Raw genomic sequence first — 26501 nt, forward strand, 5'->3', positions numbered from 1 at the left:
TTTTTATTGTTTCTTTTTTTATTGTTTCTATAAGTACTTCACTCATTTAAATGGACTATAAACCTAAAATTTAGCGCCCGACACTTATTCTACCGAACCAAAACGCTGTTGATACATTGGTAGCATGTTAAAGAGCATTTTGCCCATTGCGGTACCATTACCTTGACGATAATACTCGCCAAGCTCAGCGCTATATTCTTTTAAATCAATGCTGTTATTGGCGGTTGGTATCTGACTATTACTCGGTAAGTTGGGAAACGCCTTATCTTGAGCACGGATAGGCATATATTGCGTAAGGGCATCGACAATGAGACTGCTCTTTTTTGTGGTTTCCATACTCAACTCACCATTTGACTCACCACTTGTTTCATCACTGGCATCGGTTGATAGGTAATGGCGACTGTGCTGCCATTGCAATCGACCGCCTTTACTAAAACCGTATAATTTTTGCACAGGCAGATTTGCAGCTGCAGATAAAGTCGGTGAGTGTGTTTCGAGTAAACCTGTTTCTTGTGTTCTCAGCATTTTATCATCAGCAAAATCTTTCATTTTTACTAAAACTTGTTTGACCATCGATTTACTGGTGATTTTACTGTCCGTAGGATAAAGGTCATCTTGCGTATCAGAAACATTTTGGGTTATCAGCTCAGGATATTGCTGAGTGATAAGTTTATAGAAGGTGCCCATATAGTCTTTATATGCCTGTTCATCGCTCGCACTACTTTGGACACGGCGAATGATTTTGGCACTATTGAGCATGGGTGCTAGCTGCTTTTCAGGTAATTTGGGTGATAGCGACGTCAAAATATTTGGGGCAATAAAATCAAACTGGCTCACATCAGCTTTGGCATAGATGCTGTCTTCTGCTTGAATGTGGCTTTTTATTACGGCACGACCAAAATCTTTCGGTAACGTACCATCATCAAGGGCTATTTTTAGCCATTTATTTTGCCATTTGGTGCCCAACTTATCATCGGCCAGCTTTGATGTCAGCAAAGCAAAATTGTCCGCCCACAGATAGAGGCTACCAGTTTTAAAATCGATATAAATAGGTTGATTGATACTACTATGATGGTTACGCGCCGAATACTGCGCACTACCCAGCATGGTAAACTTGCCTGCCAGCGGCTGATAAACACCCTGCGCATTCATAGATAATGGCTTTAGCAGATAAGCATCCAGTAATTGCGATTTTTTGATATCTAGTGTAGATTTTTTGCTGTCATATTCATTAAATAGCTTTTGGTAATAAGGTGAGATGGTAGCGGCGCTAGCAGAATCTATAGCAGATGATGCTGACACCGCGACCTCGGCCGCCGCGTCTACCACGTCCTCCGCTGCTTCCTCAACGCTATAAGCCGTACTATCATAGTGGACCTCAGCCCATGCTTCATAGGCTGCTGAGCAGGCTAGGTACGATTGCTTAAGTGCCTCACGCTGGGGCGCGTAATCGATCGACGCAACCTCTTTTTTCTGTGCTTCTGCCTTTGTTAATAAGGCTGCATAAGCTTGATCGTGATTATCTTCGCAATAGCTATCAACATCGTCTGATGCCACCAGTTTTGTGCTATCGATAGCTGTAAATTGATGCTCATTACTAATCTCAATATTACTATGATAAGCAAAAGACTGGCGGCGCTGCTGTTGTAATGCGCTGGCCAATGCGTTTTTTGCAACGCTTGGCGCATTATCTGCCTGTAAATTTTTTGATTGACCAAGATTGTTAGATACATTGGTAGACTGGCAAGCCGTTATCAATAATGTACTGGCAACTAATGTACTAGAAACCAATGCACTAGAAAATAAAGAGCTTATCGTCATCATTGATTTAGAGCACAAGGGATTTATCTGCTTTGCTGTATTAATGGATAAGGCCACATTTAATTTTTTCATTTTCTCTATCCTTGAAAGGCGTTATATTTTGCTAACCGTTATATGTTGCTAAGCGTTGGGCGACGATGATGGATACTGAAAATATATCAGCGTATCAGCGCCTATCATCAAACGAGGGGCTTAAAACAAGGTGTCTTCTGCTGTGTCTGTGGCATCATCATCAGCATAATCCACACTTTCCTCAGTTACTCCTGCCTCAGTTGCTTCCACATAATCATAACGCGCATAACGTGCTTTCTCTAACCTCTCTTTTTGCTGACGCTGTGCTGCAAGCCAAGCATTGCCATCGATAGCGACCGGTGCCTCTGCGCCAAAAGACTGTGCCAACAATGTCGCTAATGGGTGTTTATTAAAGCTGGCATTATCATAGCGCGTCTGATTCAAGACTGTGTTTTGTGAACCAAAAAAGTCACTGCCGATATTGGTTCGTTGCTGTTTTGCCAATAAATGGTCTGAGCCATCTAAATAATAGTAATTAATATGATTAAAAGAAATAGGACTCACCGCTTCTATCAGCTGTAGCAATCCGCCAACATCTGCACTTTGATAGCCTTTGTCATATAATTCCATCTTAGCAATCGCAGCTTTCAACACATGATCATCAGGATAGTTTTGTGGGTTTTGGTCAATATGCTTTTGCAGCGAGCGTGAGATGTTTTTAAATATTTTGCCTATCATCTCGCCGCTTTGACGACTGCCAAAATAGACTTTAACCGCCCTATCAGCGCCTACCTCTTTAGCAAACTCATCATCCCGTATATCTACAGCACTGAAATATTCTGGCTCTAATTCCGCCATACTGTTTTGTACGGCGTTAATGACCGCATCATAAATAACGCTTGGCGGTATTTGAGCAATAGAAGTAACCGCTTCAGGTAAACCAAAATTCACCGTATGGGTAGTCATTTGCTCGGGTAACGGCGTATGCTCAGGATTGGCTAGCGCCAAGATAGGCATCAATGCCGATGGATCGATCGTCGCTGCCCCTTTGTTAAAATCAAGAGCAAGCGGTAGTTGAATCGATGAATGGATGGTCGGCGCAACATAGTCGTAGCTGTAGACACTCTGTAGCTGCTTTTGTTTGGGCTTATAATGACTGACGCTATTGAGAGTCAGGTATTGATAATGGTAGGCATTCATTGCCTGAACTTGTTCAGGGGTACGGATAAACATATTGATAAGATTGGTCATTAACCCCGGATAAGCACGAACAGCGTTTTCATCTTGAATACCCTTTGCCGTTTTACTGGCTTGCATGTCTTCATAGTTACGTAACCAATCTTTTGATTTGACGCGACTTAAATTAGATAACAAACCACCAGCGTCGCTTTCGTATGGACTATCATCTCTCTGATTGCCGTATTCATTGTAGCTATTCTCGTCATAGCCCTCTGTATCGTAACCATACTTATCGTGACCATATTCATCATAACCTTCACTATCATAGCCATATTCGTCGTAGCCGTTTTGATCATAACCTTCCTCATCATAGCCATTTTGATCATAGCTATACTCATCGTAATGACGCTCTTCTTCGGCATTGCGCGCAGCGACGGCGGCAGCCACCGCTTCAAAGGCAGAATCGCCACTATAAACCTGATCGTTATCCTCAATATCATTATAGCCGTCAATGTCTTCTTCGACCGCCGCCTCATCTGCTTCTGCTAGATTTTCATACTCATTAATATCTTCATCAGTAGCACTGTTATAAAGATACAGCTCGAGCAATGTTCTAAAAAAACTGCTTGAGCCAGCGTCAATACTATCGGCTTTAATATAGGGAGTTGAATGATAATTAGCCTGCGATACTGACACGTGCTCCGTCGCTAAATGCTGACGAATAGCGCTCAGTAGACGTGCCTTAGCTTGCACTTCTGGGTTTGGGCGTTTAGTTTGGTCAAATAAACGCTGATAACGTTCAGCATTCTTATCCAATTTGCTATTAAACATTTTGCCCTGAGTTTGGTTTTGCTGAGTATCAGCAATACTAAAATCTATGCCTGTCATGGATAAATTGGACTGTGATGATAAGCCTGTCGTCGTTTGACAACCCATTAACGTCACGGTGGCACTTGCAGCAGTAAGCGTATAAAGCACACAGACAGCAAACTTAGTAGAAGACTTTTTATAATTTGTGAATGATTGAGCTACCAAGCTTTGAAAATGAGGCGGCAAGGTGCGTTTAGAAGAGCTAAGCGGTGACATAAAAATCCCTTTATCCAAGCTGATAAACAATTGTGAAGGCAGTATTAAGGCTGCTATTTATAACACAATATATTACAGATTAGTAACGCAAAGGAATTATTTTCAGCAAAAATGATAAGCTGATTAGATAAATATTGAAGCGCTCTCAATTCTCTAAAAGCTAATGCATTGTTGTTATTGCAAAAATTAAAAAATCACCATCAAATATGCTCTTTCTGTATACAAGGGTCTTTACCACAAGCAAATATGCGCTTTATAGTTTTCATTAATAATGTCTAAGCCTTTGGTACAATCTAAAATTTGACGATTGGTTTATTCATAATAACCTCTAGAGATTTTGCTAAAGTAAAGCTCATAACAAACTTTCGTTGTCATACAATGATGAATATTTGCATTATTTTTAGTTGAAGCAATTTGTGTATTTCATGAATAGCAAGCACAATAAGACCTTATCTTCTTATCTACGTAAAAAGGAATTTACGATGCGCCAATCACTCTCAAAAATCCATCAAAACGTTCACGGTGATACTTCTCGTTATAAAACAAAAATCAAAACTGCTATCTTATTGATAAGCAGCACTCTATTAATTTCTGTCTCTGCTTATGCCGCAGAAACCAAACCTACGACCGCAAAAACCACTATTAATCCAACCTCGATTAATACCAGTGCGATTAATTTAGCGATTATGGCTGATAATCCGACTGTATTGTCCGAAACTCAGCGTATTACAAAATCCAAATCCTCCACCCTAGCGCCAAAGACCGCCACAGGCACAGCCGTCGTTAGTGGCAAGACAGCCAAAACCGACCAAGCTATCTACTCAGCTGACGCCATTCATCACCCTGTTTGGGCAAAAAACGGTATGGTCGCCACCCAAGAAGCGCTTGCTTCTGATATCGGCTTAAAGATTTTAAAGGATGGCGGTAATGCCGTTGATGCTGCTGTCGCCGTGGGCTTTGCGTTAGCCGTCACGTTACCGCGTGCAGGCAACATCGGCGGTGGCGGTTTTATGATGGTCTATGATGCCAAGCAAGGCAAAACGGTTGCACTCGACTATCGCGAAAAAGCGCCGAGTAGCGCCTCGCGAGATATGTATCTCGATAAAGACGGCAATGCGATCAGTGATTTATCCCGCTATCATGGCTTAGCCGTTGGCGTGCCGGGCACCGTAGCAGGCTTACTCAAAGCCTTAGAAGACCATGGCACCATGAGTCGCGGACAAGTCATGGCTCCAGCGATTGCATTAGCAGAAAACGGTATTGAAGTCACCGCTGGATTGTCCGAATCGCTAGAAGCGTTGAGTGACCGTTTACAAAAATGGCCAAGTACCAAAAAGATATTTTTTAAACCAGATGGCAGCGCCTATCAGCCGGGTGAGCTACTACGTCAACCTGAGCTGGCAAAGTCACTTAAACTGATTGCCGCAAAAGGGTCTGATGGTTTTTATAAAGGCGAAACCGCGCGTAAATTGGTCAAAGCCGTCAATGAAGCAGGCGGCAATATGAGCTTGCAAGACTTAGCCAATTACAGGGCGATTGCTCGCGTGCCCGTTAAAGGCGATTATCGTGGCTATGAGATTGTATCCATGCCGCCGCCGTCCTCTGGTGGTATCCATATCGTGCAGATTTTAAATATCTTAGAAGGCTATCCATTAAAAGACTACGGTCAAAACAGCGCACAAACCATTCATTTAATGAGCGAGGCGATGCAATTAGCTTACGCCGATCGCGCAGAATATTTAGGAGATACTGACTTTATTGACGTGCCTGCCAGCGGTTTAACCTCACAAGCTTATGCCGATAAACTACGTAGCTTAATTAATCCTAATAAAGCCACACCCGCAGCAACGATTAAAGCGAATAATCCATTACCATACGAGAGCGATCAAACCACGCATTTTTCTATCGTTGATAAAGACGGCAATGCCGTAGCCAATACTTATACGCTGAATTTCTCTTATGGCACGGGACTCGTCGCTGAAGGTACAGGGATTTTGTTAAACAATGAGATGGATGATTTTTCTGCCAAACCCGGCGTGCCCAATGGTTATGGTTTAATCGGCGGCGACGCTAATGCGGTCGAGGCCAATAAACGCCCGTTGTCTTCGATGAGCCCGACGCTGGTATTCAAAGACAGCAAACCTTATATCGTTACCGGTAGCCCTGGTGGTAGCCGCATTATTACTACCGTCACGCAAGTCATCTCCAATGTCATTGACCACGATATGAATATCGCTGAAGCCACACACGCGCCGCGTATCCACGACCAATGGCTGCCCGATGAAATTCGTATCGAAAAAGCCTTAAATGTTGATACGGTTAAAAAACTAGAATCAATGGGGCATAAGGTTAGCCCGCAAGCAGCGATGGGTTCAACCCAGTCGATTATGCTTACCCCAAATGGCGTTTATGGTTCTTCTGACCCACGTATCGTCGATGCCGCGGTAGTGGGTTATTAAAATTTGATAGTTTGTTTTAAAAGTTAATCTTTTAAAAACGATTGCAAATAATGCCCTTCTCTAGCCTTTATCTTGCCCTCTATTCTTTATTCTTAACCCTATAGAGGGCATTTTTGGCTAAACTCATTAAAACTGTTTAATCCTGATTAAACTTGCTTTTTCTACCCTCGCCCTCTCTCTTATACGTTTGAATCGGTGGCTGTCTGCGCCAAATAATGCTATTATTGACGACCAGCTTTAAAAGCTCAAAATATCAATTTTCGCGTCCTATCACTTCTTAAAAAACCATAAGGTATTGATAATAAAAAATTTATTATCATACAGCTTATTCCCTTTTGATTGCACCAGTAAGAGTCTTCTATGGCATTTGTACACCTTGGTATCCACAGCGAATATTCCATTACCGATTCTATCGTGCGTATCAAGCCGCTGATTAAAGCGGCAGCGGCGGACAATCAGAGTGCGCTGGCATTGACTGATTTATCCAACCTTTATGCGACGGTGAAATTTTATCGTGCCTGCTTAGGCGCGGGTATCAAGCCCATTATCGGCAGTGAAATCATTATGGATAATGAGGACACGCGCTTGGTGCTACTGGCGATGGACAATGAGGGTTATCAAAATATCACCCGTATCGTCTCGCTTGGCTTTACCGAGGGGCGCGCCGATGCTGCCAATCATGGGGTGCCAGTCGTTGAGCGTCGCCATGTTTTAGAGCACGCCGCTGGTGTCATCGTTTTATTTACCGAAAAATCCGATGTCGGTCAGGCATTGGTGAGTTCTATGCCAGAAAAAGCTGACGAGCTGCTGACAGAATGGCAAGCACAGTTTGGTGATCGCTTATATTTCGCTATCAAGCGCACCAATCGCTCGGGCGAAGACGCTTTTATAAAAGCGGCTATTCATGCCGGTGCCAAGCATCGTATTCCTATTATTGCTCACAACGATGTGCGCTTTTTAGAGCAAGATGATTTTGACGCTCACGAAGCGCGCGTTTGTATCGCAGGCTCGTATGTCCTTGCCGACCCCAATCGTCCACGGCTGTATTCAGATGAGCAGTATTTAAAAACCCAGCAGGAAATGACGGCGCTGTTTGCTGATATTCCGCAGGTCATTGATAATACCTTACGTTTAGCCACGCGCTGTAATGTGACCTTGACCCTTGGCATTAATGTCCTACCTGAATTTCCCGTGCCCGAAGGTGAAACGATTGAATCGTTTTTCCGCGCAGAATCAATACGCGGTCTTAATCATCGATTGGATAAGCTCTTTCCGATTGAAGCACGTACTGACAATTGGAGTGAATTTCGCCAAAAGTACGATGAGCGCTTAGAATATGAGCTTGAAGTTATCTTATCGATGGGCTTCCCAGGTTACTTCTTAATCGTCATGGACTTTATCCGCTGGGCAAAAGCCAACGGCGTACCGGTTGGACCCGGTCGTGGTTCTGGTGCTGGCTCTTTGGTCGCTTATGCGCTCAATATTACTGACCTCGACCCCATTCATTACGACTTGTTATTTGAGCGCTTCTTAAATCCTGAACGTGTTTCTATGCCTGACTTCGATATTGACTTTTGTATTGAAGGTCGTGACCGCGTGATTGATTATGTGGCACAAACCTATGGCCGTGAAGCGGTGTCGCAAATTATTACCTTTGGTACCATGGCAGCAAAAGCGGTGGTACGAGACGTGGCGCGGGTACAAAGCAAATCATACTTTTTGGCCAATAAAATCTCCAAATTGATTCCAAAAACCCCAGGAATTACGCTTAGCCAAGCACTTGAACAAGAGCCGCAGCTAAAAGACTTAATCTCCAACCCCGATAATATGGACTATGAAGATGCCATTGAGATTTGGGAAATGGCGATTAAACTCGAAGGCGTCTGTCGAAACGTTGGTAAGCATGCGGGTGGCGTCCTCATCGCTCCCCATAAAATTACTGACTTTAGCGCGATTTACTGTGATGACGAAGGTCACCGCGTCAGTCAGTTTGATAAAGACGACGTCGAAGCCGTTGGGCTGGTCAAGTTTGACTTTTTGGGTTTACGTAACTTAACGGTGATTAACGCCGCAGTAGAAAACATCAATCTGCGCCGCGCCCGCGAGGGCAAAGATGCCTTGGTGTTAGAGGACTTGCCTTTAGACGACAAAAAAGCCTATAAGCTGCTGCAAGAAGCCAAAACCACGGCTGTCTTTCAGTTAGAAAGTATGGGTATGAAAAAATATCTATCCAAATTACAACCAACCAATATCGAAGACGTCATTGCCATGTGTGCGCTCTATCGTCCGGGTCCACTCGATGCAGGCATGGTTGAGATGTATATCGACCGTAAGCATGGCCGCGAGGAAGTCATTTATGACCATCCTAACCTTGAGCCAATTTTAGAAAATACCAACGGCGTTATTGTCTATCAAGAACAGGTGATGCAAATCTCGCAGGTCATGGCAGGCTACAGCTTGGGCGGCGCTGATATGCTACGCCGCGCCATGGGTAAGAAAAAACCTGAGGAAATGGCCAAACAGCGCGATATTTTTGTCACGGGTGCGACCGCGCAAGGCATCGATGAAACGACATCGGGCGGCGTCTTTGACTTGATGGAAAAGTTTGCTGGCTACGGTTTTAACCGCTCGCATTCTGCTGCTTATGGCGTCCTTGCTTATCAGACGGCTTATTTAAAGCAGTACTACCCTGCCGAATTTATGGCGGCGGTACTCACCTCTGATATGAACAACACTGATAACGTGGTGTTCTTTATCAATGATTGCCGCGAAAACTTCGGTTTAACCGTCGTTAATCCATCGGTAAACCGTAGTGAGTGGCATTTTGTCGCCGATACGCCGACCAATATTATTTATGGCTTGGGTGCGATTAAAGGTGTTGGTGAAGGTGCGGTTGAGTCTATCGTTGAGGCGCGCCGACGTGAAGGACCGTTTAAAGATTTATACGACTTTTGCCGCCGCGTTGATATTAAAAAAGTCAATAAACGTACATTGGAAGCCTTAGTCAGTGCGGGCTGTTTTGATGATTTTGCCGCGACTTTACGACCAGACTTGCCAAGCGACGAAGCATACGAGATTCGCGGGGCGCTGATGAGTCAACTGCCAAGCGCCGTACAAGCTGCGGAACAAGACCGCCAAAACAATGAGCTTGGCATGATGGACTTGTTCGGTGAAATGGATGGCGTGGTCGCAGCGCCACCACTGATCATGACACCAGAGCTGATTTGGGGTGATAAACATCGTCTAAAAGCGGAAAAAAATACCTTAGGTTTATACTTAACTGGACATCCTATCGATGAATATCGCGATGAGCTTAAACGTTATACCTCCGGCGCTCGCCTCGATAAGCTGGCAGACACGGGTTATAACGGTAGCTGCTACTTTGCGGGTTTGATTATCGATATTGCCAATTTCGGTACGCGTAACGTCATCACTTTAGACGATGGCACCTCACGTCTAGAAGTCAGCTGTTATGCCGAGCGCTTTAACCGTGTAAAAGAGCAGTTGAAGATTGATGAAGTCGTCGTCATTAAAGGCAGTATCCGTGAGCGTGACGGGCGCATTTTTGCCCGTCTTGATAATGCCATGAGTATGGTTGATGCACGCCTGCGTTGGATGAAAAAAATTAGCATCAAAGTCCACGGTAGCGATATTAATCTGCTCACACGTATGCAGCCTTTGCTAAAATCCGCTCAAGCAGACATCATACCAGCGCCGCGCTTGTCTTATCACGATGAGCAGGACGAGAAAGGTAATAACGGCGGTGCAAACGGCGCTTACGATCCAGCGATGGGCGGCAGCTTATACGATGAAAACGGCAATGATTTATTGGCGCTAGAAAATGACATGCATCAAGATGCGCTGCAAAACGGCGGCTATGCTAATAATGCCCTTAGCAACACCGATGATTCTATTAATGATAACTGCTTGCCGCTTGGGCTGAGCATTTATGAAGAATACGGTATTGCCAATGTCGGGCTATCTGAGCATTGGCGCATCTACCCTAACGATGACAATTTGCAGCAATTAAAGAGCATGGTTAATGAAGACAATTTACATTTTCATTATAGCTAACACCTTTATAGTAGCTAAGCTGAGCCTTTAACTTTTAAAATATTGGACACATGATTATGACTGAACATCCTAACAATACAAATACGCAAAACGATGATGAGATTATCAATGACGAGCAATTTGATGACATGCGTGAGTTGTTAGAAGAGGACTTTGTTGATTTGATACAAGTGTTTTTTACCGACAGTCACGAGCGCATTGTCAAACTAAGACGCGCACAACAAGAAAAGGATAATGCCAACGGCTATGAGCTTGCGCATGCGCTAAAAGGTGCCAGTGCCAATTTGGGTGCGACTCAGTTAACTCGCCTTAGTAGCCAATTACAAGAAGCGTGCCGTGAGCGCCTTATTGGTGACCAAGCTGGTTTAGTTGAAGACGTCGCCGTAGCATTGCAACGGGTTGAACAAGAAATCAAACAAAGACTGGGGCTATAATGCGTAACGACTCTGCCTCAACTTTGATGCCATCGAAAAAATTAGCGCTCTCAACCGGCAGTCTTACGGTAAGCGATTATCTGTCTTCCTTACAAATTGTCATGGTCAATACCACTTTACCTGCCAATATTGGCTCAGCGGCGCGCGCCATGCACACCATGGGTCTATCGCGTCTGACCGTTGTTGACCCCAAGCTGCCCATTGATGAAATCAGTGTTTCGCACGCGGCAGGCGGTAGTGAATTATTAATGTCAGCCACCATAACGCCGACGTTAGAATCGGCGATAGCGGATTGCCAGCTGGTATTTGCGGCCAGCAGCCGTAGCCGTCACATGCCGCGTCCTGTGGTCACACCGACGCAAGCGGCCAACATCATGTTTGACTTTATCGATAAGCAAACTGCGCTTAATTTAGCAAATAATAGTGAAAGCCCGCAAGCTATTAGCAAGCCCAACATCGCTATCTTATTTGGTCGTGAAGACCGCGGTTTGACCAACGAAGAGCTGGCGTACGCCGATTATCATATTCAAATCGATGCCAATCCCGCTTATCCGGTGCTCAATGTTGCCTCTGCCGTACAGGTCATTGCCAGCTTTATCTTTGCTTATGCGCAAACCCATGCTCAAAACCCTGATGAAAGCTTAGACGATGTAAACCCAGTTCAGCCCATATTAGACGTGCATTTACGTCAACAATGGGATGAGCCGGCCATCACCCAGCAGCAACTACAACAGCTCGTTCAGCGTACCACCAACTTGATGGTTCAACGCGGCTTAGCAGACAGTGAACATTTAAAATCCTTGCCAGCGCGACTGTCGCGACTTGGCTCACGCGTGCAGCTGGATCAAAAAGAGTATCAGCTATTAAGCGCACTGATTGCTAAGCTTAGCAAACATTAGAAAAATGGTTTTATCATTACGTTTTTAGCGCCATTTAGCATTTATTTGCGGGACTTGTCTTTGAACAGATAGAAGCCTGAGCCACACAGATAAGACAACACTGTATTTTACAACTCAAAGCTGTTATAACTTTAAAAGATGTCATTGTGATTTTTCTGACACTATTTTCCTGACAGTATTTTTCTGACAATCGATAGGACGCTTTATGTCATTGCCAACCTCCTTGTTCAAATCGCTTGCCCGTATCAAAAAAGACCTACAAGAAGATGTCGAAGCGGTATTCAATCGCGACCCTGCTGCGCGTAATAGCCTAGAAGTCATCTTGACCTACCCTGGCATTCACGCCCTGATTTTACATCGCGGCGCGCATTGTCTTTGGCAAAATGAGCAAAAACTGGCGGCGCGCGCCGTTTCTTATGGCTCGCGTATCATCACTGGCATTGAGATTCATCCTGCCGCTAAAATCGGCAAGCGTTTTTTTATTGACCATGGCGTCGGCGTAGTGATTGGTGAAACGGCTGAGATTGGCAACGACGTTACCCTTTATCACGGCGTCACCCTTGGCGGCGTTTCATGGAATAATGGCAAACGTCATCCTACTTTAGAGGACGGAGTCATTGTCGGTGCTGGTGCCAAAGTATTAGGACCATTTACGGTTGGTAAAGGCGCTAAAATTGGCTCAAATGCGGTGGTGGTCAAACCCGTACCCGCAGGTGCAACGATGGTTGGTAGCGCCGCTCGTATGATTTCAGACCATCATGACGAAAAAGGCAATCCTATTACAACCAAAGTACAGGACGCCAAACAACAAGAAAAAGCCGCGCAAGCAGGTGCAACTGCTGACCAGCAAGAAACAGACCCTACTTCTAACACTGCACGAGCGACGGCGTTTCAGGCTTATGGGATTGACCCTTCTTCACAAGACCCAGTGGCTGAAGCCTTTGCTAAAATGCTCGAACATATCCAGCAGTCGGAAAATCGACTCGATCAACTACAAGCGGCCATGTGCAAGATAGACCCAAACTTTTGCAAAAAAGAATACGATAAACTGTGCTTAGAAGACTTAGATGTCATCGGTCGTGCTGATATGGATGCAGCTGGCACTGAGCAGAAGTAAATTGCTCGCTAGCTTGGAGATTAAATAAAAAGAGGCCAATTCAATTGGTCTCTTTTTATTTTAACCAATAGACAAATAGCGCTTTAACGACTAACTATCGTCAAAATATTCTAAAAACGCAACGGTATTGCTGATATCAATTTTTTGTAGCCTCTGTCTGCGCAGGCACAGCAAGCAAGAAAAATTGATATCAGCAGTGCGTGATGTCTCTATATTACTTTTCACTCACTATAGTTAACAGACAACATTTATAAAAATGACGAGTCAGGCTGGGTCAAAAACTCTATTTCCTCGCTACTCGACACCCGTCCTAAAATGTCATTACGATGCGGATAACGGCCAAATCGATCGATAATTACTTTGTGTTTGAGCTCAGCATCTATGCTGTCTGCATTGGTATATTGTTTAAATAACCTTTCTGCTTGCTGATGAATCAGTTTTGATTCACTGTGCATATAAGGCATCAATACAAACTTACGTTCATCAATCGTTTCAAACGCCTCTAATGCTCCGGCAGCCACCGCCTCTTGCGCAAGTACAAGGCACATCGCATCTTGGGCAAAAGCCGCTGGCGTATTACGGTAAATATTGCGCGAGAACTGGTCTAATATAATAATTTCTGCTAAGCGCCCTTGTATGCTGCTACGCCACGTATAAAACTCTGCCGCCGCTGCTTGCTCAAGTATATCGCTGTAGCGCTCTATTAATAGCTTATCAAACGCTAAGTCTTTTTCAAAAAACTTCTCACTACCTGCCTCATTAAAACAAAAATCCAATATATCGTTGTACATCGTTTTCTCACTATCATGATTTAAAGCTATGCTTTAAAAACATTGTTTAAAAGATAAAATATGCAGTCAAGACTATATAACTGTTAATGAATATTTAGTCATTTTGTCTTATACTCTTTTATTATTCATAATTAAAAAAAGGCACTATCATGGCGCGTTTACAAGACAAAGTTATCATTATCACGGGCGCAGCTCAAGGCATGGGTGAAACTCATGCGCGTTTATGTATGGCGGAGGGTGCTAAAGTCGTCTTGACCGACATCAATTCTGATAAAGGCGACGCCTTGGCCGCCGAACTTGGCGCTGATGCGCTATTTATCAAACATGATGTCACCAATGAAGATGATTGGGAACAAGTCGTTAAAGAAACACAGGTAAAATTTGGTCAAATCGATGTCTTAGTAAATAACGCGGGTATTACCACGCACAAATCTATCTTGGATACTTCTTTGGAAGACTATCGCAAGATTTTAGAGATTAACCAAGTATCGGTCTTTTTAGGCATGAAAGCGGTTATTCCAACGATGAAAGCCGCTAAGCAAGGCTCTATCATCAATATATCATCGATTAACGGTTTGGTTGGCGGCGCTATCGGTTATACCGATTCTAAATTTGCGGTACGCGGTATGACTAAAGCGGCGGCATTAGAGTGCGCCCCTTATGGCATACGTGTGAACTCCATTCACCCAGGCGTCATCGCTACCCCGATGATTATGCAAGGCGATACCAAAGATGCAGTTGAAGCTTTTGCCAAAACCATTCCGATGAGACGTGTGGCTCAGCCCGAAGAAGTCAGCGGTATGGTGCTATTTTTAGCATCAGATGAATCGAGCTACTCAACAGGTTCAGAATTTATTATTGATGGTGGTTTGACGGCGCAGTAAGGATTTTTGCGCTAAACCATATGAATTAGATAAAAGCTGGGTAGTACCCGGCTTTCATTTTGAGATACTTGAAGGAAAATACTAAGGATTTAATAGCTTTGACTTATTCTTAATAACAGCTCAGCCACTGCATTTAACTTCTTTAAAGCCCACTCAAAATCAACTCTTCAACCCCTGCCCTTTCATGGGCCTTAAATGGATAACGATCTGCCATGATTATCCATTGCTCTGAATTTTTGACTATTTTTTTAGGCGCCAAATAATTGCTTAGGCTATTTTCTCTATCGTCTAATTTTATTAGTAAAATATCAATATCCATAGCGACTTTTTTTATAGGGTTTTTTATTGATTCAGAGCAACGCTGTCTACCGCAATCACTCTCAATTTTTTTAAAAGTCTGCTGCAACTGCTGCAGGGTCATGGCAGATGTAAGGGTTAAATAAACACACTGATTGGTATAGTCAGGTTTTGGTAGCTCAGGTGTCGCGGTAAAATCAGGATTTTGAAATGCCGTTGATAGCTGTATTTCACCTAAAGCCGCAAGCTGTTCTCGAGCGCGTGGTAAGTATTTCTCAGCTTGATAATTACTACCGAGGGCGAGCAGCACTGCCGATACAGAATGCGTTTGCAGCTGTTCAGGCGCGCACTGTTTTAAGTCTTCAAGATTCAAATCAGCCAATGCTCTATGTGTCATCAGATTAACTATCTTGGTTTACATTGGATTCGGCTATTGAGCCTTTGGCATAACGGGTGATCTGCACCCCAACCGCATCCGCTTGTTGAATAGCAGTTGGCTTGGCAACGCTGAGCGTTATTTTATGACAGTTATATTTTGCCAGTAGCTTATCAGCGATTTGACCAGCCAAATGCTCAAGCAGCTGCGCTTGAATGGCTTGGCACCATGCGCTCACATCATCGCAGACCGCTTTGTAATTGAGCGCATCATTAACATCGTCTGACACAGCCGCTTTACTAATATCCGTCTCAAGCGCTATGTCAATCAGGAGTGGCTGCGTAATAGCGCGCTCCCAGGCATAGACACCAATCACCGCCTCTACTGTTAAGCCTTTGACAAATACCACATCAGATTCGGTATGAAACATGCGCTTATCCTTATTTATTATACTTTTATTTTAAAACAATTTTACGATAACGCCTCGTCGCGCAGGCGCGCAGCTTTTAACGCTTTACTCGGACGATGGCGCCATAGGTCAATACTGAATAATAATAACCCAAGCCAAATCAAACCAAATACCGCCAGACGATGTAAATCAAAAGGCTCGTTATAATAGAATACCGCCAAGAAGAAAATAAAGGTCGGGGTCAGATAATTCATAAAACTTAGAATACTAAAAGCAACCATCTTAGTCGATTTATTAAACAACAATAATGGTATCAGCGTAATCGGACCTGCCAGCATCAGCAGCCAAATGTTTGAGGTAAACCAAAAACTTAACTGACTACTCACTACGTCAGCTTGCCAAAACCACCATAAACAGATCGGTACTAACATGGTGGTTTCTACAAACATGGCATCGACCGCCGTGAGCGGTGTTTGGCGCTGGATGGTGCCGTAAGTACTAAAACTAAAGGCTAAAATCAGCGATATCCATGGCAGGCTACCAATCATAACGACTTGAATCAGCACGGACAATAGCGCAAAACCAATAGCTACCCATTGCAAGGGGCGCAAACGCTCTTTAAACAAAATCATCGAGAGCGCCACGCCGACCAATGGTCCGATAAAATAACCCAAACTGGCCTCAAGAATGCGGTCGTGGTTGACCGCCCATACATAAGTAAGCCAGTTGGTGGCAATAATCAAACCCGATATAAAAGAAAATGCTATCCATCTCGGGTTTTGCTTTAGCGTATCAATCCATTGCCAGCGCTTGGTCAGCACCAATACGATAAGCAAGCAGGCAAAGGTCCATATAATGCGATGGCCGATAATCTCGGTCGCATCATAAGCAGCGAGCTGCTTAAAGTATAACGGAAATGCACCCCAAATAAAGAACGCTGTTAGCGCGGTGGCAATACCGCGTCTGGTGGTTTGAATAGGAGCAACGGGTTTTTTGACAACATTTTGAGTGGCCATAAGACGATACAACTTTTTAGAGCAAAGCGCGCCCTTACCTATTTTTAAACCATTATCAAATGATAAAAGTAAGAGCGCAGGGTTACTACGTAGAGGGTAGAAAGTAAAAAGCAATGCGTTGATACCAACTAAGTATCAACACATTGCTCACGACAACAACTATTATTAAATAAATTTTATAACAAGTTTAAAATTTAGCTTTTGGACTTTAACAGATTCAGAAGATAAAGCTTTAAATTTTAGAAGTTAATAATATTTTGTCAGGTAATTAACAACTTCAATATTAAGCCGCGCCATTATCGACCTTGATAGACATACCAATTTGATTGGCAAGCTCAGCAAATCCTGGGAAACTGGTATTGACGGTTTCAACGCCTTCAATGGTAATCTGCTTCGCTGCACGTAAGCTGGCAACCGCAAAACTCATGGCAATACGATGGTCATGATGCGAGGTAATATGTCCGCCGCCAAAGACAGGCTGGCTGTTATTCACTTCATTAACGTTACTGCCCTTACCTTCGATGCCTTTACCTTCAATAATCAGGCCATCTTCAGTCACCGTACAATCAATGCCTAGTGTTTGTAGACCGTCTGCCATCACGGCGATACGATCTGACTCTTTCACACGCAACTCTTTTGCACCGGTTAACACCGTACGACCTTGGGCACAGCTAGCAGCGATAAATAATACGGGAAACTCATCAATCGCTAAAGGTACTAAATATTCTGGAATCTCGATACCTTTTAGGCTTGAGCTGCGAATAGTAATGTCCGCCACTGGCTCGCCGCCGACATGGGTTTCATTGCTTAGGCTAATATCAGCATTCATCAATTTTAAAATATCAATGATACCCGTACGCGTCGGATTAATACCCACTTGCGTTAGGGTCAGCTCGCTGCCCTGACTGATAGCTGCGGCTACCATAAAGAAAGCCGCTGATGAGATATCAGCAGGAACGGCGATATCGCCGCCTGTAAGCGTACCGCCACCTTTGACGCTGACACGATTGCCATCAACCATCACAGGATAACCAAAGGCTGAGAGCATACGTTCGGTATGATCGCGGCTAACTTCAGGTTGAATAACGGTCGTGGTACCTTCTGCCCAAAGTCCCGCCAATAATAAGCAAGACTTAACCTGTGCAGAGGCAACTGGCATATCATATTCCATACCTTGGAGCGGCTCACCAACATTCGCTCGACCCGTAATGCTAAGCGGTGCGGTACCATTATGACCGGTACTTTGAATGACGGCTCCCATTTCACGTAATGGTGCGGCCACACGTTCCATCGGACGCTTATTTAGACTGGTATCGCCTGTCAATACACTATCAAATGACTGCGCTGCTAATATACCGGCAAGCAGGCGCATACTGGTGCCTGAGTTGCCCATATATAAGGGCGTTTTGCTTGGTTTTAGACCGTTCATACCGACGCCATGAATGGTTAATTTACCTTTATCAGGGCCTTCAATACTCACGCCCATATCACGAAATGCTTGCAAGGTAGCCAGCGCATCCTCTCCTTCCAAAAACCCTGTGACGTTGGTGACACCTGTGGCAAGGCTACCAAGCATGATACTGCGATGCGAGATAGATTTATCACCAGGAATAGTAATGGTGCCAGAGACGGTGTTGCTAGGAGTAATATTATAAGAAGCTGACATGGCAGAAGTATCCGTATAAGGGGTGCTGGCTAACATATGGCCAAAATGTCGCCGTGCGGCTTGCGCGCGGCCCAAAAGCCCCATGAGGGCGGTCGAATCTTTATCAATGATAAGCTGGCGCATATTCTGTAGATAAACGCCATACTCGTCAAGAGCGCTTATAATCGCGCTTTGGTTGGCAAAAAATATATCATGCCACATTTTAGGGTCGCTGGCGGCAATACGGCTAAAGTCGCGAAAACCGCCTGCGGCATAGCGAAACATATCTAAATTGTCATCATGACTTGCCAGCTGTTCAACCAAATTAAACGCCAGCAAATGCGGCAGATGACTGGTATGTGCCAATATTGCGTCATGACGTTCAGCCGCCATCGGCATGACCGTCGCACCAACTGCTTCCCATAACTGACGAAGCTTAGCAACAGCGTTATCATTGGTCGTTGGCAGCTCACAGATAATCACGCTATGATTGACAAATAGAGTGGCGCGCCTGGCATGATAGCCTGAATTTTCCGCTCCAGCAATCGGATGCGCAGGGACAAACCCCGTTGGTAGCGAGCTAAAGACCGCTTTTGCCGCCTCAATGATATTAACCTTGGTACTACAGACATCAGTAATGAGGCAATCAGCAGCAAGCTGTCCATGATCCATCGCGGTTTTGATATCGACAAACACAGCCTTTACCGCTTGCACTGGCACGGCGATGACAATTAAGTCGCTGCCCGATACCACTTCACTTAAGACGGCACTACCCGCATCTAGCAAACCATGTTGCATGGCTTCATCGATGCTTGGTGCATGTCGATCAACCGCCACCAAGCGCGCACTTAAACCAAGGTCTTTGATGGCTTGGGCAAGACTCGCGCCAATCAGCCCGAGACCGATAACACAGACTTGCTCAAATAATGGCGGCTGAGTATGTATAGACGATTGCATATGATTGTTTTGGTTGGTTATGGGTTGATTGCTTAAGTTTCGATTACTTATATTTTGATTGCTAAGGTTGTTTTGCTGGCGACTCACGGCGTTTCTCTTTCAACAAACCAGCATCAGTAGGCATAAAGCATGCTGATATTGGCGTCGTAAAATTGATTTATTTTTTGATTAAAATACGGATAACTACTTTTTTATTAATCTTCAGTCAGTATTGAGCGCAAGGTATCAATCAGGCGCATATTATCTTCTGCAACCCCTACCGTAATACGCAGCCAATTGAGCAAACCATAACCTGCTAATGGACGCACTATCACGCCTTGCTCTAGCAGTGCTTGATAAATGGCAGCCGCGTTTATGTCTTCCATCTCAACTTCTATTTCAACCATGATAAAGTTGGCATGCGACTTAATAAACCCTAGCCCCAAGGCATCAAACTGCTTTTCTAACCAGCGCATTTGCTCTTGGTTATTAAGTCTTGTTTTTTCAATAAAGTCTTGGTCTGCAAGCGCAGCATTGGCAGCAGCTAAAGCGACTCTACTAACGTTAAAGGGCTGACGAATGCGATTGAGTAAATCGGCGACAGCGACTGAGCTTAGCGCATAACCAACACGCAAACCTGCTAGCCCATAGGCTTTTGAAAAAGTACGTACAATAACCACATTCTCAAATTCATCGAGCAGCGCTCTATTATTACTCTCAGGACTATATTCGATATAGGCTTCATCTAGTACCACCAACACTGAGCTTGGCACACTAGCCACAAATGCACGTAACTCTTGCTGCGTAAGCTGCGTACCCGTTGGGTTATTAGGATTGGCGATAAAGACCATTTTGCTATTAGGATTGTCCGCTACCGCCTGACTCATCGCCTTTAAATCATGACCAAAACGATTGGCTGGCACTTCCACGCCTTTTGCGCCTTGCATTTTGGCCAGCATCGGATAAACGATAAAAGCATACTGACTATAAATAATCGCATCATCGACGCCAGCAAAACTACGCGCTAAGATATCAAGCAAATCATCAGAGCCATTACCTAAAGTAATCTGGTCGACACCAACATCGTTAAAGTCAGCAAGTGCTTGTTTGAGATAATAACCATTGCCATCAGGATAACGTGCCAGCTGACCCAGTTGCTCGGTAATCGCAAGCGTGACATGCGGTGAGCAGCCCAGTGGATTTTCATTACTAGCAAGCTTGACCACATCTGAGACACCGTACTCGCGTGTCAACTCTTCAACCGGCTTGCCCGTCTGATAAGGCATTAGCTCTAAAATACTGTCATAGGCCGGCACTAGCGGTGATAAATTTGACTCTGTCGACTGTGATGACTGCATGATTTATCCTTGGATGTGATAAGGCATTTACTGTTGATGAATCCCTACTGTTAAAACCATTCTATTAAGCCAGCTTTATAGCACGGCTTTTGGATAAGAACCTAAAATGCGCAAATCTTTGACCAATGGACGGATATCAGCAATTGCTGCACTCACATTTGCGTCTTCGATGTGGCCATCCATATCGATAAAGAACACGTAAGCCCATTTATTTGGACGTTCAGGACGCGTCTCGATACTGGTCATCGACACGCCATGATAAGACAAGGGCTTTAAGATTTCGATCAGGGCGCCTGCTTTATCATGCGCTGAAACCATAATTGAAGTTTTATCTTGACCCGATGGCGCAATCGCCTCGTGACCGATAATTAGGAAACGCGTGGTATTGCTAGGATTGTCTTCGATGTTTGAATACAGCTTATGTAAATCGTACTCTGCCGCTGCCACATCACCGGCGATTGCCGCTGAATGCCATTCGTTTTTGAGACGGCGGGCCGCTTCACCATTGCTCGATACCGCCACACGCTCAACATTTGGGAAATTAACATCGAGCCAATGGCGGCACTGCGCCAATGACTGCTGATGTGAGTAGATACGGCTTAAGCCATCAATTTTGGTGTGTTCAGCAACCAAGAAGTTTTGATGAATAGGCAACTCAACTTCACCGATTATCTTTAAGCTAGAAGATAAGAAGCCATCTAAGGTATGGTTAACCACGCCCTCTGACGAGTTTTCAACTGGTACCACGCCATACATTGCTGTGCCTGCTTCAACTTCTCGGAAGACGTCAGTAATAGTATTTAGCGGCACGGTATCGGCGGCTTTACCAAAATGCTTTAAAGCGGCGGCATGGGTAAAGGTGCCGACAGGGCCTAAGAACGCAATACGCTGCGGTGCTTCCAAATCAAGGCAGACTGACATGATTTCGCGGAACAAACGCGCCATTTTTTCATCGGCGATGGGCCCAGTATTACGTTCCATCACCGCCTTTAACACTTGCGCTTCACGCTCAGGACGATAAAAAATAGGATTGGTTTTTTCGGCATCAGGACTATTGGCAACGTGGTCTTTTTTTACCGTCGCTACTTGCTGCGCCAATTTGGCACGGTTATTAATGAGCGTTTGAATTTCGCAGTCAACTGCATCAATACTTTGGCGCAATGTGTTTAAAAACGCTTTATCAGTTGCAGCCCCATCAACACTTGCAGGGGTTTGGTTTAGATTGTCTACATTTTGCTCTGGTGACTGCTCACTCATTACCGCCCATCCTTTTTCTAATATTATTGCTAAAGTTATTGCTAAAGTTTATGACTGTTGTCTATTAGCTAGGTAACCTGCTTATTTTAATAATAAATGCTCGCTTAGTTCTCATGTTTAGCGAGCCAAACAGTGGATCGGCTCTACTATAGCAAAAACTATCGACAGTGCCCATTCGTAAATACGCGCAAATAAGCAATTTGCCATAAATCTTAGCACAGTTATGCACGATAAACGCTATACCCTATAAAACTATCAGGCTACAACCGTCCAAATATATGATACAGTTTAAAGATAGCCGTTAAATTCACCATACCGCCATGATAAATCGCTTTATCAATGAAAATTCATAAGCAACTAACTGAAATAACCAATCTAAATAACACGGCTAAATAAAAACATCAAAACGTAAATTAATCATAGGATATCTGATGAGCGCATTACAACAGCTTCGCACCATGACCACTATTGTCGCTGATACGGGCGACCTTGCCGCCATTGCGCGTCTAAAACCCATCGATGCCACGACCAATCCAAGCCTTATTACCAAAGCGCTGATTCATCCGGACAATGAAGCGCTGATGTCAGAAACCATGAGTCGCCATCGCGGTGATGTCGATGCAGTGATTGATGAATTAACCGTTCAAATCGGCTGTAATATTTTGGCATTGATTGAAGGTCGCGTTTCAACCGAAGTCGATGCACGCTTATCTTATGACACTCAAGCCACCATTGATAAAGCGCTCAGCTTTATGGAAGCCTACCAAAAAGCAGGTATTGATTCAGAGCGCGTATTGATTAAGATGGCCGCAACCTGGCAAGGTATTGAAGCGGCGCGTTACCTTGAAACTCAGGGAATTCACTGCAACTTGACGTTATTATTCGGTCAACATCAAGCGATTGCTTGTGCCGATGCGGGCGTTACCCTAATCTCGCCTTTTGTTGGACGTATTTTAGACTGGCAAAAACGTCAGCAAAACCGCCAAAATGTCCCTGCTTCAGATGATATGGGTGTGCAATCGGTCAAGCTTATTTACCAATACTACAAACAACATGGCTATAAGACCCAAGTGATGGGCGCAAGTTTCCGCTCGACCGAGCAAATATTAGCACTAGCTGGCTGTGATCTATTGACCATCGCGCCCAATCTGATTGATGAGCTGGCAGCCATGGATGTCGAAGTGACACGCCAACTGTCACCAAGTATGTCAATGGATTTGCCCGACATGGCGAAGGTCAGCTTAACCCATGACGAGTTCAGTGCCGCTTATCAGCAAGATATCGTCACCCAAGACTTATTACCCAAGGGTATCGATGGCTTTATCGGTGCGCGTGATGAGCTTGCGCAAATGCTCGCGGCGATGCGAGATTAACTGCGATATTTATATATTTTATGCGTTTGCCTGCTAATCACGAGTGCTGAGATTGTCTCAGTATGAACCCCTTGTCATAAAAGTAATTTGCCTGCTTCTATCAAGTTGGCTATGATAAGCGACTTTATATAACAACAAGCAAGGCTCGATTATGAAACGGCTAGCAGTGATATTAGCAGGTAGTACGCTTGCAATGAGTGGCTATGCGGCAAACTGGTTAGAGGTCTCAAAAAGCCAAACTGGCTCTGTTTTTAGCTTGGATGTGGATTCTATCGAACGCTCAGACATTCATATTATTGATGAAAAAGAGGTCGAAAACATTACCGTCTCTATTCGTAGAACCTATCCTGCGCCAAAGGATAGCGCAAAAGACGCTAAAGAAAATGAAGCGAAAGCAAAAGAGAATAAAGACAAAGCCGCTAATAAAACAGTGAAAGAAACCAGCATTCATCATAGCGACCAACAATGGCTTATCTCATGTAAGGATGCAAGCTATTATCGTCGCGCTTATGTCAACTATGCTGCTGACGATAAAGTGTTAAAATCTTGGCAATCCGATAAACCGATACTGACAACCAAAGACTTTAAGCTGACCAAACCAAAAACGATTAGCCGCTTGCTCGTCGAACAGGCGTGTAAAAGTTATCAGCAAGACAAGTAACGCAGGTCAAGACGAACCAACAAAGTACATGCCATTAAAAAGCGCGCTGAACTATTAATTCAGCGCGCTTTTTATTATGCTAAAAACCATTTCTCTAAGCTTTTAAAACCGTATAAACAGGTACAGGAAACTCGCCATGCAGAGCAACCAAATCTAACAATACCAAGGCGCCAACTACCGTATGCTGTGCAGATTTACAAAGCTCATAAGCGGTCATCAGCGTGCCGCCTGTCGCCAATATATCGTCGACCAATAATACCCGCTCAGGCGGCAAATTATTTTGCATCTCAAGCGTGTCTTTGCCGTATTCTAACGCATAAGCTTTATTGGCAACCGGTGGCGGTAATTTACCGGGTTTACGCAGCAAAATCATGCCTTTACCCAAACGTCCCGCCAGCAAACTGGCAAATACAAATCCACGCGCCTCTACGGCGCCTAAGCAATCCACTTCATCAAGCAAACCTTTAGGCAAAGCCGCTAACATCTCATCAATCACCGCATTGATATGACTGCGTAGTAACGGTGTAATATCATAGAAATCGATACCAACTTTTGGGAAGTCTGGTACTGTGCGAATGATTTGCCAAAATGGATGGTCAGTATTGAGCGTATTAGATGAATCGGTTGTGGTCTTAACTTCAGCTGATGTAACGGCGGCATTCGCGCTCATAGTAACCCTTAACTTATAAAACTTAAATAATGATATGACGGTGGTAAATGAGGTAGGTGATAAATGAGATGACAATCGCTAAAAATAGCGGCGATAATTATAGCATAATCAGCTTTATCGTGGCGGCAAAATCGGCAATGACAGCCCTGCTAAAACCTTGAAAGTGACGCATAGGCACTTGATAAAAGCTGGTGAATCTCAATATACAAGTGTAAACTTAACTATGAAAATAACCGCTATATGCTAAACTACGTGCGTTTTTACACGCTAAATGTTGGCTAGAATACTTAATAATTGCTTTAAAAATGCCGATTAATTTAGTTAACGCCACTGGTAATAGCAAAAACGCTGGTAAAAGAAACATTAGTAATCGTAAAACTGGAAATAATCGATAGGACTATTTATGAAACGTTATGAATGTATTGTCTGCGGTTGGATATACGACGAAGAGCTTGGCTGCCCAGAAGAAGGCATCGCGCCTGGTACCAAATGGGAAGACATTCCAGACGACTGGACGTGCCCAGAATGCGGCGTTGGCAAGCTTGATTTTGAGATGCTCGAATTTTAAGCCAACGACCATCTAAATAGGATACTTCATGACAGAATCAAACCCCACCAATCACACAAACGCGTCTGTAAATTCAGAAGAAACCGACAATGCTTTAGTGCTTAATGACAAAATGACCAATGATACAGTGCTTAGCTCTTCACCATCTAATTCTTCAGCACTTAGCGCTGCGACAATCGACTCTCCAACAATCGATTACCCGACGCCTGAATGGCAAAAGTTTGGCGATCATGCTTGGTATCCGTCTGATTTGAGCGAACAACTTTATCAAGCAATGATAGATATTGGTGATGGCATTGAGCTGTGCGTTGAAGCCGGTGGTGATCCCAAGAATCCGCCATTGCTTATGATTATGGGGCTGGGCTCACAAATGATCTTCTGGCCCGACAATTTTATCAAACGCTTTATCGATGCTGGGTTTTTTGTGATTCGTTTTGACAATCGTGATATCGGCTTGTCATCTAAAGTACAGATTGATGGCTTGCCGCGTATCAGTCAATTGAAAATGATGATGCGCTTGCAAACGGGTCTGTCAAATAAAGGCGCACCGGTTGCTTATAATTTGACCGACATGGCAGAAGATACGGCACGTTTAATCAAAGCCTTAAAACTTGGTAAAACGCATCTGCTTGGCGCTTCTATGGGCGGTATGATCGCTCAAATCGTCGCCGCGCGTTATCCAAGTTTGGTGCAACGTATGGCGTTGATGTTTACCACCACCAATCGAGCGTTTTTAAAACCGCCGAAACCTAAGCAGTTATATACCCTTATCAATCGTCCTGAGAGCCACTCTGAGCGCGATATCGTCCGTCATAGCGTCTGGTTTATGAAAACCGTTGGTACGCCAGGACACGTCAATGTGCGCATGGTACGTGACATTGCTAAGATACGTTATCAGCGTAATTTCCATCCACTTGGTACGGTACAACAGCTCAATGCCATCTTAGCTTCTGGCTCGATTAGCAAATATAGCAAACAAGTTAAAGCACCGACGATTGTGCTGCATGGCAGCGCTGATGGCCTATTACCCGCCTCGCAAGGACGGGTGGTTGCAAAGACCATACCCAATGCAACTTTTCATTTAATCGAAGGCATGGCACACGATATTCCCGAATACTATCAGCCTTATATGGTCGATTTGATTAGTAAGCACTTGCTAGAAAAATAACCATTTAAGTT

The 26501-nt window shown here is 44.2% G+C and carries 20 protein-coding genes; 10 read left to right on the plus strand and 10 right to left on the minus strand.

Going from position 1 to position 26501, the window contains the following annotated elements:
- Positions 1-84: 84 nt before the first annotated feature.
- Both AB8P72_RS07300 and AB8P72_RS07305 read right to left on the minus strand, forming a co-directional pair.
- Positions 85-1893: a hypothetical protein gene (locus AB8P72_RS07300; protein WP_305935900.1), complete on the minus strand. Its 1809-nt coding sequence runs from the start codon at positions 1891-1893 to the stop codon at positions 85-87.
- 120 nt (positions 1894-2013) lie between these two features.
- Entirely contained in the window at positions 2014-4098 is a 2085-nt protein-coding gene (locus tag AB8P72_RS07305) for a hypothetical protein (protein ID WP_369957549.1), read from the minus strand.
- A 482-nt stretch (positions 4099-4580) separates the two neighbouring features.
- On the opposite strand from AB8P72_RS07305, the gene ggt reads away from it, so the two are divergent.
- The 5 genes from ggt (at position 4581) to cysE (ending at position 13081) form a co-directional block, all read left to right on the plus strand.
- Positions 4581-6557, plus strand: coding sequence for a gamma-glutamyltransferase (gene ggt, locus AB8P72_RS07310; RefSeq protein ID WP_369957550.1), 1977 nt, complete (start codon positions 4581-4583; stop codon positions 6555-6557).
- 360 nt (positions 6558-6917) lie between these two features.
- Positions 6918-10631 carry a DNA polymerase III subunit alpha gene (gene dnaE / locus AB8P72_RS07315; RefSeq protein ID WP_191691928.1) on the plus strand — a complete coding sequence of 1238 codons (3714 nt, stop codon included), beginning with the start codon at positions 6918-6920 and terminating at the stop codon, positions 10629-10631.
- Between the two features lie 56 nt (positions 10632-10687).
- Positions 10688-11065, plus strand: coding sequence for an Hpt domain-containing protein (locus AB8P72_RS07320; protein WP_225211687.1), 378 nt, complete (start codon positions 10688-10690; stop codon positions 11063-11065).
- Between the two features lie 26 nt (positions 11066-11091).
- Positions 11092-11964: an RNA methyltransferase gene (locus tag AB8P72_RS07325; RefSeq protein WP_068406936.1), complete on the plus strand. Its 873-nt coding sequence runs from the start codon at positions 11092-11094 to the stop codon at positions 11962-11964.
- A 244-nt stretch (positions 11965-12208) separates the two neighbouring features.
- Complete coding sequence (gene cysE / locus AB8P72_RS07330) at positions 12209-13081, plus strand: serine O-acetyltransferase (protein ID WP_238060413.1); 873 nt, start codon at positions 12209-12211, stop codon at positions 13079-13081.
- Positions 13082-13329: 248 nt separating this feature from the next.
- On the opposite strand, the gene AB8P72_RS07335 is transcribed toward cysE, so the two are convergent.
- Positions 13330-13872, minus strand: coding sequence for a DUF924 family protein (locus AB8P72_RS07335; protein WP_068406896.1), 543 nt, complete (start codon positions 13870-13872; stop codon positions 13330-13332).
- 149 nt (positions 13873-14021) lie between these two features.
- Here AB8P72_RS07335 and AB8P72_RS07340 point away from each other — a divergent pair, with 149 nt between their 5' ends.
- Positions 14022-14756 carry a glucose 1-dehydrogenase gene (locus AB8P72_RS07340; RefSeq protein ID WP_102076770.1) on the plus strand — a complete coding sequence of 245 codons (735 nt, stop codon included), beginning with the start codon at positions 14022-14024 and terminating at the stop codon, positions 14754-14756.
- 142 nt (positions 14757-14898) lie between these two features.
- Here the strand turns inward: AB8P72_RS07340 and AB8P72_RS07345 are convergent, their stop codons facing one another.
- The 6 genes from AB8P72_RS07345 to pheA form a co-directional block, all read right to left on the minus strand.
- Entirely contained in the window at positions 14899-15450 is a 552-nt protein-coding gene (locus tag AB8P72_RS07345; protein WP_068406901.1) for a 2-amino-4-hydroxy-6-hydroxymethyldihydropteridine diphosphokinase, read from the minus strand.
- Between the two features lie 4 nt (positions 15451-15454).
- Positions 15455-15859, minus strand: a complete 405-nt coding sequence (folB, locus tag AB8P72_RS07350) for a dihydroneopterin aldolase (protein WP_102076768.1) — start codon at positions 15857-15859, stop codon at positions 15455-15457.
- 41 nt (positions 15860-15900) lie between these two features.
- Positions 15901-16854: an EamA family transporter RarD gene (gene rarD / locus AB8P72_RS07355; protein WP_068406937.1), complete on the minus strand. Its 954-nt coding sequence runs from the start codon at positions 16852-16854 to the stop codon at positions 15901-15903.
- A 283-nt stretch (positions 16855-17137) separates the two neighbouring features.
- Complete coding sequence (locus AB8P72_RS07360; RefSeq protein ID WP_068406907.1) at positions 17138-19456, minus strand: bifunctional prephenate dehydrogenase/3-phosphoshikimate 1-carboxyvinyltransferase; 2319 nt, start codon at positions 19454-19456, stop codon at positions 17138-17140.
- A gap of 194 nt (positions 19457-19650) precedes the next feature.
- A complete protein-coding gene (gene hisC, locus AB8P72_RS07365; RefSeq protein WP_068406909.1) occupies positions 19651-20793 on the minus strand; it encodes a histidinol-phosphate transaminase in 1143 nt (380 codons plus the stop codon).
- A gap of 75 nt (positions 20794-20868) precedes the next feature.
- Positions 20869-22050: a prephenate dehydratase gene (pheA, locus tag AB8P72_RS07370; RefSeq protein WP_068406913.1), complete on the minus strand. Its 1182-nt coding sequence runs from the start codon at positions 22048-22050 to the stop codon at positions 20869-20871.
- A 431-nt stretch (positions 22051-22481) separates the two neighbouring features.
- Here pheA and AB8P72_RS07375 point away from each other — a divergent pair, with 431 nt between their 5' ends.
- Positions 22482-23423: a transaldolase gene (locus AB8P72_RS07375; protein ID WP_068406916.1), complete on the plus strand. Its 942-nt coding sequence runs from the start codon at positions 22482-22484 to the stop codon at positions 23421-23423.
- A gap of 151 nt (positions 23424-23574) precedes the next feature.
- On the plus strand, positions 23575-24084 hold the full coding sequence (locus tag AB8P72_RS07380; protein WP_102076767.1) for a hypothetical protein: 510 nt from the start codon (positions 23575-23577) through the stop codon (positions 24082-24084).
- Between the two features lie 94 nt (positions 24085-24178).
- Here AB8P72_RS07380 and AB8P72_RS07385 read toward each other — a convergent pair whose 3' ends face one another.
- Positions 24179-24754 (minus strand): adenine phosphoribosyltransferase, encoded by a 576-nt coding sequence (locus AB8P72_RS07385; RefSeq protein WP_068406921.1) that lies wholly within the window; start codon positions 24752-24754, stop codon positions 24179-24181.
- Positions 24755-25157: 403 nt separating this feature from the next.
- Between AB8P72_RS07385 and AB8P72_RS07390 the strand changes: the two genes are divergently transcribed.
- Positions 25158-25322, plus strand: a complete 165-nt coding sequence (locus tag AB8P72_RS07390; protein ID WP_068406924.1) for a rubredoxin — start codon at positions 25158-25160, stop codon at positions 25320-25322.
- A 274-nt stretch (positions 25323-25596) separates the two neighbouring features.
- Positions 25597-26490, plus strand: coding sequence for an alpha/beta fold hydrolase (locus tag AB8P72_RS07395; protein ID WP_225211688.1), 894 nt, complete (start codon positions 25597-25599; stop codon positions 26488-26490).
- Positions 26491-26501 lie beyond the last annotated feature (11 nt).

The organism is Psychrobacter sp. CLB018, from assembly GCF_041222815.1.
In the GTDB taxonomy this organism is placed as follows: domain Bacteria; phylum Pseudomonadota; class Gammaproteobacteria; order Pseudomonadales; family Moraxellaceae; genus Psychrobacter; species Psychrobacter faecalis.